At 75.9% G+C, this 16,569-nt stretch carries 2 protein-coding genes; both read left to right on the top strand.

Annotated features, from left to right (window positions below):
• Positions 1-18 precede the first annotated feature (18 nt).
• Positions 19-9,288, top strand: a complete 9,270-nt coding sequence (locus ACFVFS_RS38440; RefSeq protein WP_380629662.1) for an SDR family NAD(P)-dependent oxidoreductase — start codon at positions 19-21, stop codon at positions 9,286-9,288.
• Positions 9,289-9,406: 118 nt separating this feature from the next.
• Positions 9,407-16,569, top strand: a 7,163-nt coding sequence (locus tag ACFVFS_RS38435; protein WP_380629661.1) for a type I polyketide synthase, incomplete at its 3' end; no start/stop codon positions are given.

Raw genomic sequence — 16,569 nt, 5'->3', positions numbered from 1 at the left:
GAGGCCGATCCGGTGGGGGTGGCGCGGACGCTGGCCTCGGGTCGGGCGGCGCTGGAGCACCGGGTGGTGGTCGCCGGTCGGACGGTGGCGGAGCTCGTGGCCGGGCTCGGCGGGGTGGCCGACGGTGAGTCGGTTGCCGCGTCGGGGTCGGGTGCGGTGTTCGTGTTCCCGGGGCAGGGGTCGCAGTGGGCCGGTATGGCGGCCGAACTGCTGCTTTCGAGCCCGGTGTTCGCCGCCGCGATCGAGGAGTGCGCGGGGGTGATGGACCCGCTGACGGACTGGTCGTTGCTGGAGGTGTTGCGGGACGGTTCCGGTGCGTTGCTGGAGCGGGTGGATGTGGTGCAGCCGGTGTTGTTCGCGGTGATGGTGGGTCTGGCGCGGTGGTGGGAGTCGTGTGGGGTGCGGCCGGCTGCGGTGATCGGGCATTCGCAGGGTGAGATCGCGGCTGCGCATGTGGCGGGGTTGTTGTCGTTGGAGGATGCGGTTCGGGTGGTGGTGCTGCGTAGCCGGGCGCTGCGGGGGGTGACGGGTGGCGGAATGCTGTCGGTCGGCGTCGGCGCGGAGCGGGCGTCCGAACTCGTCGCGGAGGACGGGCGGTTGTCGTTGGCGGCGGTGAACGGGCCGTCGAGTGTGGTGCTCTCCGGTGAGATCGAGGCACTGTCGGCCGTGGTCGAGGGGTGTGAGCGCGACGGGGTGCGGGCGCGGTGGATCCCGGTGGACTACGCCTCGCACTCGGCGTACATGGACGCGGTGCGTGACGAGGTCGTTGAACTGTCGTCGGGTGTGACGCCGTTGGCGGGCCGGGTGGCGATGTTCTCGACGGTGACCGGCGAAGCGGTGGAGGAGCCGGATCAACTGGCGGGTTCGTACTGGTTCGACAACCTGCGCGGCACCGTCCGCCTGGACGCGGCGGTGCGCGCGGCCCTCGCGGAGGGGCACACCACGTTCGTGGAGTGCAGTCCGCACCCCGGATTGGTCGTTCCGGTCGCGGACCAGCTGGAGGAGGTCCCGGGTGCCGTGGTGCTGGAGACCCTGCGCCGCCACGAGGGCGGCCCCGAGCGGCTGGTGACGGCGCTGTCCGCCGCCTTCGTCGCGGGCCTGCCCGTCGACTGGACCACCCTCCTCCCCACCGGCCCTCAGGCCGACCTGCCGACCTACCCCTTCCAGCGCGAGCGCTACTGGGTGACAGCCGCCGACACGGGGTCCTCCGGTGCAGGCCGCGGCCAACTCGCCGTCGACCACCCGGTGCTGGGTGCCGCCGTCGAGCTGGCGGACGGCTCCGGGACGGTCCTGACCGGCCGGCTCTCCACCGTCACTCACCCGTGGCTGGCCGACCACGCCGTGCTCGGCACCGTCATCGTCCCCGGCACGCTGTTCGTGGAGCTCGCCCTGCGGGCCGGAGACCGGGTCGGCCACGGCGAGATCGAGGAACTCGCCCTGCCCGCACCCCTGGTGCTGCCCGAGACGGGCGGCGTTCAGCTCCAGGTCTCCGTCGGCGCTCCGGACGAGTCCGGCGCCCGGGCGATCGCCATCCACTCCCGGCCCGAGCACGCGCCCGCCGACCAGCCCTGGACCCGGCACGCCACCGGCACGCTGGTCGTCCCGGACGACCGGGCCGAGATCGGCGCGCCGGACCTCACCGCCTGGCCGCCGCCGGGTTCCGCACCCGTCGCGACCGAGGGCGCGTACGAGCGGCTGGGCGCCGCCGGCTTCGACTACGGCCCGGTGTTCCAGGGTCTGCGGGCCGCCTGGCGGCGCGGCGACGAGCTCTTCGCCGAGGTCGAACTCCCCGCCGAGGCCGACGCGCAGACCGACCGCTTCGAGCTGCACCCCGCCCTGCTGGACGCCGCCCTCCACGCGTTGGCGGCGGCCCGCGGCCAGGTCGGGCAGGAGGAGGCCGCCGACCCGGCGGCCGGGGCACGGGTGGCCTTCGCCTGGCGCGGCGTCCGGTCGGCCGCCGGGCCGAGGCCGCCGGCGGGCACCTCCCGCCTGCGGGTCCGGCTGGCGCCCACCGGGGCCGACGCGGTGTCGCTGCACCTGGCGGACGACGCGGGGGCGGGCGTGGCGTCGGTGGCGGCGCTCACCGTCCGTCCGGTCACGGCGGAGCAGCTGCGCCCGGCCGGTCCGTCGCACCGGGACGCCCTGTTCCGGGTGGAGTGGCGGGTGGTCGAGCCCGGCCCGGCGGAGGTGCCGTCGTGGGCCCTGCTCGGCCCGGCCGGTGCGGCCTTGCCCGGCCTGGCCGCGCGCCCGGCCGAGGAGCACCGTCCGGCCGCCCTGTTCGACGACCTGGCCGCGGCCGCGGAGGCCGACGGTCCGGTGCCCGCCACGGTCGTGCTGCGGCTCCCGGTGGCGCCCGAGGCCGGGGAGGACGTCCCCGCCCGGACCCGCAGGCTGCTGGGGTCGGTGCTCGGCCTGCTCCAGGCCTGGCTGGCGGAGGACCGCTTCGACGGTGCCCGCCTGGTCGTCGCGACCACCGGTGCGCTCGCCGCCCGCGCGGACGAGCCGGTCGCCGACGTCGCGGCCGCCGCCGTCTGGGGCCTGGTGCGCTCGGCGCAGTCGGAGCACCCCGGCCGCTTCCTCCTGATCGACCTCGACGGCGACGACGCCTCGCTCACCCGGTGGCCGCTGGCCCTCGCCGCTACGGAACCACAACTGGCCCTCCGTGAGGGGAAGTTGCTCGTGCCCCGGCTGGTCCGCGCGACCCCGCCGCCGGCCGCCGATGGCGGGCTCGACCCGGAGGGCACGGTGCTGGTCACCGGCGCCACCGGCGGTCTGGGCGCGCTCGTGGCACGGCACCTGGTGACCGGCCACGGCGTGCGGCGGCTCCTGCTGCTCTCCCGTCGCGGCCCCGCCGCGCCGGACGCCGCCGCGCTGCTCGCCGACCTCGCCGAGCTGGGCGCCGAGGCCACCCTGCTGGCCTGCGACCTCGCCGACCGCGACGCCCTGGCCGAGGCGCTGGCGCGGGTGCCCGACGAGCACCCGCTGACCGGCGTGGTCCACACCGCGGGCATCGTCGACGACGGACTGGTCGAGACCCTGACGGACGGCCACCTGGACCGGTCGCTCCGACCGAAGGCCGACGGGGCCCACCACCTGCACGAGCTCACCCAGGACGCCAAGCTCGCCGCCTTCGTGCTCTTCTCCTCCGGAGCGACCACCTTCGGCGGCCCGGGCCAGGGCAACTACGCCGCCGCCAACGCCTTCCTGGACGGCCTGGCGCAGCACCGCCGTGCGCTCGGCCTGCCGGCGATCTCACTCGCCTGGGGCCTGTGGGCGGGGACGCAGGGCATGGGCGGGCGGCTGAGCGAGGCCGACCTCGCCCGGTGGGCGCGGACCGGCGCGGTCGCGATGCCGGCCGAGGAGGCGCTGAGCCTGTTCGACCTCGCGCTCGCCGAACCCGGCGCGACCCTGGTGCCCGCGCACCTCGACCTCCGGGCGATCCGCGCCCGTGCGGCGATCGCACCCGCGCTGTTCGGCGAACTGCTGGGCGTGGCGACCCGCGGCCGCGACCGGCAGCCCGGCGAGGCCCCGCTGGCCGCCCGGATCGCCGCCATGGCGGCGGCCGAGCGCGAGCGGGCGCTGCTGGAGATCGTCCGGACCGAGGCCGCGGGCGCGCTGGGGCGCCGGTCGGCCGACGGCGTGCACGCCACCCGGGCCTTCAAGGAGCTCGGCTTCGACTCGCTGACCGGTGTCGAGCTGCGCAACCGGCTCAACAACGCCACCGGTCTGCGGCTGCCGTCCACCCTGGTCTTCGACCACCCGACCCCGGCCCGGCTCGCCGGCCACCTCCTGGAACGGCTGGTCGGCGCCACCGGACCGGACGGGTCGGCGGTGGTACCCGCGCCCGTGCCGGCCGCCGGTGCGGGCACCGACGGCGATCCGGTCGTGATCGTCGGCATGGGCTGCCGCTTCCCCGGCGGGGTGGGCTCGCCCCAGGAGCTCTGGGAGCTGGTCACCGCCGGCCGCGACGCGATCGGTGACTTCCCGGGCGACCGCGGCTGGGACGTGGCCGGGCTCTTCGACCCCGACCCGGAGGCCTCCGGGAAGAGCTATGTGCGCCGGGGCGGGTTCCTGTCCGGTGTGGCCGACTTCGACGCCGAGTTCTTCGGGATCTCGCCGCGCGAGGCGCTGGCGATGGACCCGCAGCAGCGCCTGCTGCTGGAGGCCTCCTGGGAGGCGGTCGAGCGGGCCGGGATCGACCCGACCTCGCTGCGCGGCAGCCGGACCGGGATCTTCGCCGGCGTCATCGACAACGACTACGGCTCACGCCTCGACCGCGTCCCGGAGGAGGTCGAGGGCTACGTCGGCTACGGCAGTGCGAGCAGCATCGCCTCCGGACGGGTCGCGTACTCGTTGGGGCTGGAGGGCCCGGCGGTCAGCATCGACACGGCGTGCTCGTCGTCGCTGGTCGCGCTGCACCTGGCGGCGAACGCGCTGCGCTCTGGGGAGTGCGACCTGGCGCTCGCGGGCGGGGTGACGGTGATGTCGACGCCCGAGTTCTTCGTCGAGTTCTCGCGCCAGCGCGGACTGTCCGCGGACGGCCGCTGCAAGGCCTTCTCGGAGGCGGCCGACGGCATGGGCGCCGGCGAGGGGGTCGGCCTGGTCCTGCTGGAGCGCCTCTCGGACGCGCGTCGCAACGGGCACCGGGTGCTGGCCGTGGTGCGGGGCAGCGCGGTGAACCAGGACGGTGCCTCCAACGGGCTGTCCGCCCCCAACGGGCCGTCCCAGCAGCGGGTGATCCGCCAGGCGCTCGCCAACGCGGGCCTGGGCACGGCGGACGTCGACGTGGTGGAGGCGCACGGGACGGGTACGGCGCTGGGTGACCCGATCGAGGCGCAGGCGCTGCTGGCCACCTACGGGCAGGGCCGTCCCGAGGACCGGCCGCTGCGGCTGGGGTCGGTGAAGTCCAACATCGGCCACGCCCAGGCGGCGGCGGGTGTGGCGGGTGTGATCAAGATGGTGATGGCGCTGCGGCACGGTCTGCTGCCGAGGACGCTGCACGTCGACGCGCCCTCCTCGCACGTGGACTGGTCGGCGGGCGCGGTCGAGCTGCTGACCGAGTCGGTGGAGTGGCCGGAGACCGGCCGGGCGCGGCGGGCGGCGGTGTCCTCGTTCGGGATCAGCGGCACCAACGCGCACGTGGTGCTGGAGGAGGCGGGGGAGGCGTCGGAGGCGGAGGTCCCGGTCGCGGCGGAGCCGGTCGGCGGGGTGGTGCCGTGGGTGCTGTCGGCGCGGTCGGGCGCGGCGCTGCGGGGGCAGGCGGAGCGGCTGAGGGAGTGGGCGGTGGCGCATCCCGGGGTCGACCCGGTGGACGTCGGCCGGTCGCTGGTGGCGGGCCGCGCGGTGTTCGAGCACCGGGCGGTGGTGTCCGGGCGGGATCTGGCCCAACTCGTGGACCGGCTCGGAGAGTGGGGGGCGGAGCCCCTGCCGGAGGCCGGTCGGACCGATGAGCCGGGTGCGGTGTTCGTGTTCCCGGGGCAGGGGTCGCAGTGGGCCGGGATGGCGGCCGAACTGCTGCTTTCGAGCCCGGTGTTCGCTGCCGCGATCGAGGAGTGCGCGGGGGTGATGGACCCGCTGACGGACTGGTCGTTGCTGGAGGTGTTGCGGGACGGTTCCGGCGGGCTGCTGGAGCGGGTGGATGTGGTGCAGCCGGTGTTGTTCGCGGTGATGGTGGGTCTGGCGCGGTGGTGGGAGTCGTGCGGGGTGCGGCCGGCTGCGGTTATCGGGCATTCGCAGGGTGAGATCGCGGCCGCGCATGTGGCGGGGTTGTTGTCGTTGGAGGATGCGGTTCGGGTGGTGGTGCTGCGTAGCCGGGCGCTGCGGGGGGTGACGGGCGGTGGGATGCTGTCGGTGGGCCTTCCGGTCGATCGGGCGTCCGAACTCGTTGCGGAGGACGGGCGGTTGTCGCTGGCGGCGGTGAACGGGCCGTCGAGCGTGGTGCTCTCCGGTGAGATCGAGGCACTGTCGGCCGTCGTGGCCGACTGCGAGCGCCAGGACGTCCGGGCGCGGTGGATCCCGGTGGACTACGCCTCGCACTCGGCGTACATGGACGCGGTGCGCGAGGAGGTCGTCGAGCTGTCGTCGGGTGTGACGCCGTTGGCGGGCCGGGTGGCGATGTTCTCGACGGTGACCGGTGAAGTGGTCGCCGATCCGGTCCAGTTGGCGGGTTCGTACTGGTTCGACAACCTGCGCGGCACGGTTCGCCTGGACGCGGCGGTGCGGTCCGCGGTCGCGGCCGGCCACACCACGTTCGTGGAGTGCAGTCCGCACCCGGGGCTGGTCGTTCCGGTTGCGGACCAGCTGGAGGAAGTTCCCGGTGCCGTGGTGCTGGAGACCCTGCGCCGCCACGAGGGCGGCCCCGAGCGGCTGGTGACGGCGCTGTCCGCCGCCTTCGTCGCGGGCCTGCCCGTCGACTGGACCACCCTCCTCCCCACCGGCCGGCACGTCGACCTGCCGACCTACGCCTTCCAGCACCGCCGCTACTGGCTCGACCAGGGCGTCCGGTCGGGCGATCCGGCCGGGCTCGGACTGGCCTGGGCCGAGCACCCCTTGCTGGGCGCGGCGGTCAGCTCGGCCCACGACGGCACCGTGCTGTTCACCGGTCGCCTTTCCGCCGCTGCTCACCCGTGGCTCGCCGACCACGTCGTCCTGGGCACGGCGATCGTGCCGGGGACGCTCTTCGTCGAGCTGGCGGCCTGGGCGGGCGGCGAGGTGGGCAGTCCCACCGTCGAGGAGCTGACCCTGCACACCCCGCTCGTCCTGCCGGACTCCGAGGCCCTGCGGATCCAGGTCGTCGTGGGTGCGCCGGACGAGTCCGGCGCCCGGGCGATCGGCGTCCACTCCCGGCCCGAACACGCGCCCGCCGACCAGCCCTGGACCCGGCACGCGGAGGGCACGCTGGTGGAGGGCCCGGACGTCGACGACGCCGACCCCGCGTGGGCGAGCTGGCCTCCGACCGGTGCCGCGCCGTTGGACGTGGACGACTTCTACGAGCGGCTGGTGGCCTCCGGGGTCGACTACGGTCCCGCCTTCCGGGGCCTGCGGGCCGCCTGGCGGCGCGGGGACGAGCTGTTCGCCGAGGCCGCGCTCCCCGGTGAGCACGAGCGCGAGGCGGCCGGCTTCGCCGTCCACCCGGCCCTGCTCGACGCGGGGGTCCAGACGCTGCGGGTGGGCGCGGGCGAGGACGAGGACGTCCGGGTCGCCTTCTCCTGGCACGGTGTCCGCTTCTCCGGCACGGGTCCGGTCGGCCTGCGGGTCCGGCTGACCCCGGCAGGGGAGGGCGCGGTGGCGATGCACGTCGCGGACGCGGCGGGCCGTCCGGTCGCGGTGGTCGAGTCGCTGACCGTGCGCCCGGTCTCCGCCGAGCAACTGCGCGCGGCCGGCGGTGCGCACCGGGACGCGCTCCTGCGGATGACCTGGGCGGAGTGGGACGAGGGCGCACCGGGCCTCGGTGCGCCCGGACAGATCGCCGTTCTCGGCGCGGCGGACGCCATCGAGGGCTTCGCCGCGGTGGACCGGTACGCGGACGCGGTGGCCCTCGCCGCCGCCGTCGCGGCCGGTTCGCCGGTGCCCGACACCGTGGTGCTCGCCGTGACCGACCTGGACCGGGTCGCCGTGGACGCGGGCACCGCCGCTCCGGGCACCGACCGGGCCGGCGCGGAAGCACTCCGCCGACTGTCCCGCGCGGCGGACCAGGTCGCGGCCTGGGCGGCCGAACCGGGGCTGGCGGAGAGCCGGCTCCTGCTGGTGACCCGGCAGGCCGTCCTCACCGGGGACGGGGACCGGGCGCCCGACCCCGACCGGGCGGCCGCCTGGGGCGCCGGGTGCGCGCTCCAGGCCGCGTACCCGGACCGGATCCTGCTGGCCGACCTGGACGGCGATCCGGCCTCCGCCGCCGCACTGGCCCGGGCGCTGTCCGTCGGCGCACCGCGGCTCGCCGTGCGGGCCGGACGGCTGCTCGCGCCGTCGCTGGCCAAGGCGGCGGCCGACCGCGCGGCGGTGGAGCCGTGGGGCGCGGACGGCGGCACGGTGCTGATCAGCGGCGCGGACGGCCCGCTGGCCGCCGCGCTGGCCGGACACCTGGTCGCGGCCCACGGTGTCCGCCGCCTGGTCCTGCTGGCGGGCGGTGGCACGGGTGACGACACCGGCATCGGCGCTGTCCGGCGACTGGCGGACCGGCTGGCCGAGGCGGGAGCCGGGGCCGAGGTCGTCACCTGGGCCCCCGGCGACCACGGCGCCCTGCGCGCCGCGCTGGAGGCGGCCACGGCCGGGCACCGGGTGGCCGGCGCGCTGCTCGCGGCGGCCGACACGGCCCGCGACGACGCGGAGCCGGACGTCGAAGCGGCCCTGGCCGTCTCCGGACTCCTGGCCGCGCATCGGGACGCGGTGCTCGTGACGCTCGCTCCGGCGAGCGGCCTGATCGGCGCCGCCCCCGAACCGCCCGCCGTCACCGCGGCCGCCGCGTTCACGGAGGCGCTGGCGGCCGCCCGGCACGCGGACGGCCTGCCCGCCGCCGCGCTCGCCTGGGGCCCCGTCGGGGTCGATGGCTACGAGGCCGAACTCCACGAAGGACTGCTGGAGTTGGCGGAGGCCGAGGCGCTCGTCCTGTTCGATGAGGCGCTGCGTGCGGCCGGGCCCGGACTGGTGCTCGCCCGGCCCGACCGCGCGGTCCTGCGGACCCGCCCGGAGGCCGTTCGCGCTCCGCTGCGGCACCTGCTCCGCGCCCTGGAGGCCCGCCGTACGGCCGGCGGGGCCGAGACGCCCGGGACCCCGGACGCCGGCGCCCTGCGGCGGCGGCTGGCGGCCCTCTCCGAGAAGGAGCGGGAGCGCGAACTGGTCACCTTCGTCAGGACCCTGGCGGCCGCCGTCCTCGGACACCCGGGGGCCGACGAGGTCGGGCCCGAGCGGGCGTTCAAGGAGGTCGGCTTCGACTCGCTGATGGCGGTCGAACTGCGGAAGCGCCTGATGCGCGCCACCGGGGTGCACCTGCGCTCGACCCTGGTGTTCGACTTCCCGAACCCGGTGAGCCTGGCCGGCCATGTGCTGGCGCGCCTCGCCGAGGACTCCTCGGAGGCCACCCCGGTGCTCGCCGACCTGGACCGGCTGCAGGAGGCGCTGCCGGCGGTCCTGGCCGAGGACGGCGCCCGCGACCGGATCGCCGAACGCCTGCGCGAGCTGCTGGCGCTGTGCGGGGCGCCGGACGGCGGGGCCGACGACGGCGACACGGACGACCTCGGGTCCGCCACCGACGACGAGCTGTTCTCCCTCGTCGACCAGGGGTTCGAGTGATGTCGCCGATCCACCCGGGCCCACCGCCGGACCGGCACCAGCACCAGCACCTGCATCAGCGCCAGCACCATCACCAGACCAGCGACAGCGAACGTTTGATCGAGGAGTCGGAGTAGACGTGGCCGAGTCGGAAGAGAAGCTGCGGTCCTACCTCAAGCGGGCCGTCGCCGACGCGCGCGACGCGCACCGGCGGGTACGGGAGCTGGAGGAGCAGGGCCGCGAGCCGATCGCGATCGTGGGCATGGCCTGTCGCTTCCCGGGCGGGCTGTCGACGCCGGAGCAGCTGTGGGAGTTCGTGGCGGGCGGCGGCGACGCCATCGGCGCCTTCCCGACCGACCGCGGCTGGGACCTGGAGGCGCTGTACGACCCCGACCCCGACGCCCCCGGCACGGCGTACGTCCGCGAGGGCGGGTTCCTCTACGACGCCGCCGACTTCGACGCGGGCTTCTTCGGGATCTCGCCGCGCGAGGCGCTGGCGATGGACCCGCAGCAGCGGCTGCTGCTGGAGATCTCCTGGGAGGCCGTCGAGCGCTCCGGCATCGACCCGAGCACCCTGCGCGGCAGCCGCACCGGGGTGTACACCGGGATCAACTGGCTCGACTACACCACCGTCCTCGCCCGGACGGCCAAGGGCCGGGACGGAACGCTGGGCATGGCCAACGCCGCCAGCCTGCTCGCCGGCCGGGTGTCCTACGTCCTCGGCCTGGAGGGGCCGGCGGTGACGGTGGACACGGCGTGCTCCTCGGCGCTGGTCGCGCTGCACCTGGCGGTCGGCGCGCTGCGCTCGGGGGAGTGCGACCTCGCGCTCGCCGGCGGCGCCACCGTGATGTGCACCCCGGAGACGTTCGTCAACTTCAGCCGCCAGCGCGGCCTCGCTCCGGACGGCCGCTGCAAGCCGTTCTCGGCGGCCGCCGACGGCTTCAGCCCCGCCGACGGCGCGGGCCTGCTGGTGGTCGAGCGCCTCTCCGACGCGCGCCGCAACGGACACCCCGTCCTCGCCGTGGTGCGGGGCAGCGCGGTGAACCAGGACGGCGCGTCCAACGGCCTGACGGCGCCGAACGGTCCGTCGCAGGAGCGGGTGATCCGGCAGGCCCTGGAGGCCGCCGGCCTGGCCGCGCGCGACGTGGATACGGTGGAGGCGCACGGGACGGGCACCCCGCTGGGCGACCCGATCGAGGCGCAGGCGCTGCTCGCCACCTACGGGCGGGGCCGCCCCGAGGACCGGCCGCTCTGGCTCGGCTCGGTGAAGTCCAACATCGGTCACACCCAGGCGGCGGCGGGTGTGGCGGGTGTGATCAAGACGGTGATGGCGCTGCGGCACCAGGAGCTGCCGCGCACCCTGCACATCGACGCCCCCTCGCCGCACATCGACTGGGAGACCGGCAACGTCCGGCTGCTGACCGAGCCCGTGGCCTGGCCGCGCTCGGAGCGGCCGCGCCGGGCCGCCGTCTCGTCGTTCGGTGCGAGCGGCACCAATGCGCACGTGGTGGTGGAGGAGGCGCCGGAGGCGTCGGAGGCGGAGGTCCCGGCGTCGGCCGAGGCGGTCGGCGGGGTGGTGCCGTGGGTGCTGTCGGCGCGGTCGGACGCGGCGCTGCGGGAGCAGGCGGAGCGGCTGCGCGCGTGGACGGAGGCCCGTCCCGGGGTCGACCCGGTGGACGTCGGCCGGTCGCTGGTGGCGGGCCGCACGGTGTTCGAGCACCGGGTGGTGGTCGCCGGTCGGACGGTGGCGGAGCTGGCGGACGGGCTGGGTGGCCTGGCCGAGGGCGGGTCGGTTGCCGTGTCGGGGGTTTCGGGTGCGGTGTTCGTGTTCCCGGGGCAGGGGTCGCAGTGGGCCGGGATGGCTGTGGAACTCCTGGACGCTTCGCCGGTTTTTGCCGCCGCGATCGTGGAGTGCGCGGGGGTGATGGACCCGCTGACGGACTGGTCGTTGCTGGAGGTGTTGCGGGACGGCTCCGGCGGGTTGCTGGAGCGGGTGGATGTGGTGCAGCCGGTGTTGTTCGCGGTGATGGTGGGTCTGGCGCGGTGGTGGGAGTCGTGCGGGGTTCGGCCGGCTGCGGTGATCGGGCATTCGCAGGGTGAGATCGCGGCCGCGCATGTGGCGGGGTTGTTGTCGTTGGAGGATGCGGTTCGGGTGGTGGTGCTGCGTAGCCGGGCGCTGCGCGGGGTGACGGGCGGTGGGATGCTGTCGGTGGGCCTTCCGGTCGATCGGGCGTCCGAACTCGTTGCGGAGGACGGGCGGTTGTCGTTGGCGGCGGTGAACGGGCCGTCGAGTGTGGTGCTCTCCGGTGAGATCGAGGCACTGTCGGCCGTCGTGGCCGACTGCGAGCGCCAGGACGTCCGGGCGCGGTGGATCCCGGTGGACTACGCCTCGCACTCGGCGTACATGGACGCGGTGCGCAAGGAGGTCGTTGAACTGTCGTCGGGTGTCACGCCGTTGGCGGGCCGGGTGGCGATGTTCTCGACGGTGACCGGTGAAGCGGTGGAGGAGCCGGATCAACTGGCGGGTTCGTACTGGTTCGACAACCTGCGTGGCACGGTCCGTCTGGATATGGCGGTGCGCGCGGCCCTGGCGGAGGGGCACACCACGTTCGTGGAGTGCAGTCCGCACCCGGGGCTGGTCGTTCCGGTTGCGGACCAGCTGGAGGAGACCCCGGGTGCCGTGGTGCTGGAGACCCTGCGCCGCCACGAGGGCGGCCCCGAGCGGCTGGTGACGGCGCTGTCCGCCGCCTTCGTCGCGGGCCTGCCCGTCGACTGGACCACCCTCCTCCCCACCGGTCGGCACGTCGAACTGCCGACCTACGCCTTCCAGCACCGCCGCTACTGGGCCGAGCCCGACCCCACGGACGTCGTCGGCGTCGGCTGGGGCCAGTCGGCCATGGAGCACCCGGTGCTGGGCGCCGCCGTCGAGCTGGCGGACGGCTCCGGGACGGTCCTGACCGGCCGGCTCTCCGCCGCCACCCACCCGTGGCTGGCCGACCACGCCGTGCTCGGCACCGTCATCGTCCCCGGCACGGCCTTCCTCGAACTCGCCCTGCGCGCGGGGGCCGAGGCCGGCAGCCCGCTGGTCGACGAACTCACCCTGCACACCCCGCTCGTGCTGTCCGACACCGAGGACGTCCGGATCCAGGTCACCGTCGAGGACCCGGACGAGTCCGGCGCCCGCGCGATCGGCATCCACTCCCGGCCCGAGCATGCGCCCGCCGACCAGCCCTGGACCCGGCACGCCACCGGCCTGCTCGCCGCCGCTCCCGAGGCTCCGGCCGACGCTCCCGCCGATGCCCCGGCCGACGAGGCGGCGCCCGAAGAGTGGCCCCCGCCCGGCGCCCGGCCGGTCGACGCGGACGACCTCTACGACCGCGCGGCGGCGGCGGGCTTCGACTACGGCCCGCTGTTCCAGGGCCTGCGGCAGGTCTGGCGGCGCGGCATCGAGCTGTTCGCCGAGGTCGAACTCCCCGACGAGGGCGGCGCCGACGCCGACCGCTTCACGCTGCACCCGGCCCTGCTCGACGCCGCCATGCACCCGATGCTGGTCCGGGAGGACTCGGACGCGCCCCTCCAGGCGGGCCTGCCCTTCTCCTGGACGGCCGTCCGGCTGGACACCCGCCACAGCCGCGCGCTGCGCGTGCGACTGGTGGCGGGCGCGGCCGGCACGATCTCGCTGAGCGCCCACGACGAGGACGGCCGGGCGGTCGTCTCCATCGGCTCGGTGGCCGTCCGACCCATGTCCGCCGAACTGCTGCGGACCACCGACACGCCGCTGCGCGACTCCCTCTTCGAACTCCGCTGGAAGGAAGCGGAGTCCGAGGCCGTCGCGGGCTCCGGTGAGACCGTGGCCCTGGACGACGCCCCGGCGCTCCTCGACGACCCCGAGGCCCGGCTCCCGGAGGCCGTCCTCGTGCGCGTCCCCTCCGCCGACGACCCGGAACCCGCGCGGGCGCACGAGCTCACCGCGCGCGTCCTCGGCCTGCTGGGCCGCTGGCTGGCCGACCCCAGGACCGCCGACACCCGCCTCGTCCTGCTGACCGCCGGCGCGGTCGCGGTCGACGGGAACGAGCGGATCACCGACCTCGCCTCGGCCGCCGTCTGGGGCCTGGTCCGCTCCGCGCAGGCCGAGCACCCCGGACGCTTCACACTGGTCGACGCCGACGCCGACACCTCCGAGGAGGCCGTGCTCGCGCAGGCCGCCTCGGGCGAGAGCCAGCTCGCGCTGCGCAGCGGCACCGGGCTGGTCCCCGGCCTGGTCCGGGCCGTCGCCCGCCCCGAGGACACCGGCTTCACCCCCGCGCCCGAGGGCACCGTGCTGATCACCGGCGGCACCGGCACCCTCGGCGCCCTGCTGGCCCGCCACCTGGTCGCCGAGCGCGGCGTGCGCCGACTGCTGCTGCTCAGCCGGCGCGGCGCGGACGCCCCCGGGGCGCCCGCGCTGGCCGCCGAACTCGCCGAGCTGGGCGCCGAGGTGCGGATCGAGGCCTGTGACGCGGCCAACCGCGAGGCCCTCGCCCGGGCGCTCGCCGCGATCCCCGCCGAGCACCCGCTCACCGCCGTCGTGCACGCGGCCGGCGTGCTCGACGACGGCGTGGTCCAGGCGATGACGCCCGAACGCCTGGCCGCCGTGCTGCGCCCCAAGGCCGACGCGGCGTGGAACCTCCACCAGGCCACCCGTGACCTGGACCTGGACGCCTTCGTCCTGTTCTCCTCGGCCGCCGGTCTGATCGGCAACCCCGGGCAGAGCAACTACGCCGCCGCCAACGCCTACCTCGACGCCCTCGCCCGGCACCGCCGCGCCCACGGCCTGCCCGCGACCTCGCTCGCCTGGGGCTGGTGGGCCGACGGCAGCGAGATGACCGCGGGACTCGGCGCGGCCGACCGGCGGCGCATGACGAGCCTCGGCGTCCTGCCGCTCTCCGCCGAGCAGGGCTGCGCGCTCCTCGAAGCCGCGACCAACCGCGCCGAGGCCGTGCTGATGCCGGTCCGGATGGACCTCGCCGTGCTGCGCCGCGCCGACGCCGAAGCGATACCCGCGCTGCTGCGCGAGCTTGCCCGGGGGTCCCGCCGCCGCGGCGCCGCGGCCGGGGCGAGGACGCGGTCGGGCGCCCTGGCGGCCCGCCTGGCGGGACTGCCGGAGGCCGAGCGCCGTCCGCTGCTGGTGCGGACCGTGTGCGCCCACGCCGCCGCCGTGCTCGGACACGGCGACGAGGACGGCATCGAGGAGAGCCGGGCGTTCCGCGAGCTGGGCTTCGACTCGCTCACCGGGCTCGAACTGCGCAACCGGCTGAGCAGCGCGATCGGCCTGCGCCTGCCCGCGACGCTGGTCTTCGACTACCCGACGCCGAGGCTGCTGGCCGGCCGCCTGGCCGACCTGCTCGCCGACGGCCCGGCCCCGGCGGCCGCGTCCGCCCGGCCCGTGCCGGTGGCGGCGGACGAGCCGATCGCCATCGTCGGCATGGGCTGCCGGCTGCCGGGCGGGGTGACCTCCCCGCAGGAGCTGTGGGACCTCGTCGCGGGTGGAGTCGACGCCCTCACCGACTTCCCCGCCGACCGCGGCTGGGACATCGACCGGATCTTCGACCTCGATCCCTCGCGGCCGGGCAGCACCTATGTGCGGACCGGCGGATTCGTCGATGCCGCCGCCGAGTTCGACGCGGACTTCTTCGGGATCTCGCCGCGTGAGGCGCTGGCGATGGACCCGCAGCAGCGCCTGCTGCTGGAAGCCTCCTGGGAGACCGTCGAGCACGCGGGCATAGACCCGGAGTCGCTGCGCGGCAGCCGCACGGGTGTGTTCGCGGGTGCGATCTACTACGACTACGCGACCCGCCTGAACCGGGTGCCGGACGAGCTGGAGGGCTACCTCGGCAACGGCAACGTCGGGAGCGTCGCCTCGGGCCGGGTGGCCTACGCCCTCGGCCTGGAGGGCCCGGCGGTGACCGTCGACACGGCCTGCTCGTCCTCGCTGGTCACCCTGCACCTGGCCTGCCAGGCGCTGCGCGCCGGCGAGTGCGACCTCGCGCTCGCGGGCGGGGTGACCGTGATGTCGACACCCGCCGTCTTCGTCGACTTCGCCCGCCAGCGCGGGCTGGCCTCGGACGGCCGCTGCAAGCCGTTCGCGGCGGCGGCGGACGGGACCGGCTGGGGCGAGGGCGTGGGCCTGCTGCTGGTCGAGCGGCTGTCGGACGCGGTGCGCAACGGGCACCGGGTGCTGGCGGTGGTGCGGGGCAGTGCGGTGAACCAGGACGGTGCGTCGAACGGTCTGACGGCGCCGAACGGTCCTTCGCAGGAGCGGGTGATCCGGGCGGCGCTGGCGAGCGGGGGGCTGGCCCCGTCGGACGTGGACGTGGTGGAGGCGCACGGGACGGGCACGACGCTGGGTGACCCGATCGAGGCCCAGGCGATCCTGGCCACCTACGGCCAGGACCGGCCGGTCGAGCGACCGCTGCGGCTGGGGTCGGTGAAGTCGAACATCGGTCACACCCAGGCGGCGGCGGGTGTGGCGGGTGTGATCAAGATGGTGATGGCGCTGCGGCACGGTCTGCTGCCGAAGTCGCTGCACGTCGATGCGCCGTCGCCGCACGTGGACTGGTCGGCGGGGGCGGTCGAGCTGCTGGCGGAGTCGGTGGAGTGGCCGGAGACGGGTCGGCCGCGTCGGGCCGGGGTGTCCTCGTTCGGGATCAGCGGCACCAACGCCCATGTGATCATCGAACAGGCCCCGGAACCGGCCGACCAGGACACCCTTCCGGAGCCGGGCGCGCCCGTTCCGTGGCTGGTCTCCGCCCGCACCGCGACCGGGCTGCGGGCCCAGGCCGCCCGGCTGCGCGACTGGGCCGATGAGCACCCGCAGGCCCGGCCCGCCGAGGCGGCGGCCGTGCTGGCCTCGGGGCGTACGGCGATGGCGCACCGGGCGGTGGTCCTCGGCGGGGACACCGCGGAACTGTCGGCCGGCCTGGCCGCGGTGGCGGCCGGCGAGCCCGAGCCCACCGGCGTGGTGACCGGCGCCGTGGCGCGCGGCGCGGGACGGACCGCGCTGGTCTTCACGGGTCAGGGCGTGCGGTGTGCGGGTGTGGGGCGTGGGCTCTATGAGGCGTTCCCGGTGTTCGCGGCGGCGGTGGACGAGGTGTGCGGGGCGTTCGACGGGATCGTGCCGTTCTCGGTGCGGGAGGTACTGCTCGGGGAGCCAGGCGGTGGCGTGGACGACACGGGTGTGGTGCAGCCGGTGTTGTTCGCGTTCGAGGTGGCCTTGTACCGGTTGTGGCGTTCGTGGGTTCCTGCGCCGGAGGTGGTGCTGGG

It is taken from the genome of Kitasatospora sp. NPDC057692 (assembly GCF_042799475.1).
In the GTDB taxonomy this organism is placed as follows: domain Bacteria; phylum Actinomycetota; class Actinomycetes; order Streptomycetales; family Streptomycetaceae; genus Kitasatospora.
Note: the sequence above shows the minus strand (reverse complement) of the source record. Positions and strands in the feature narration are given on the sequence as shown.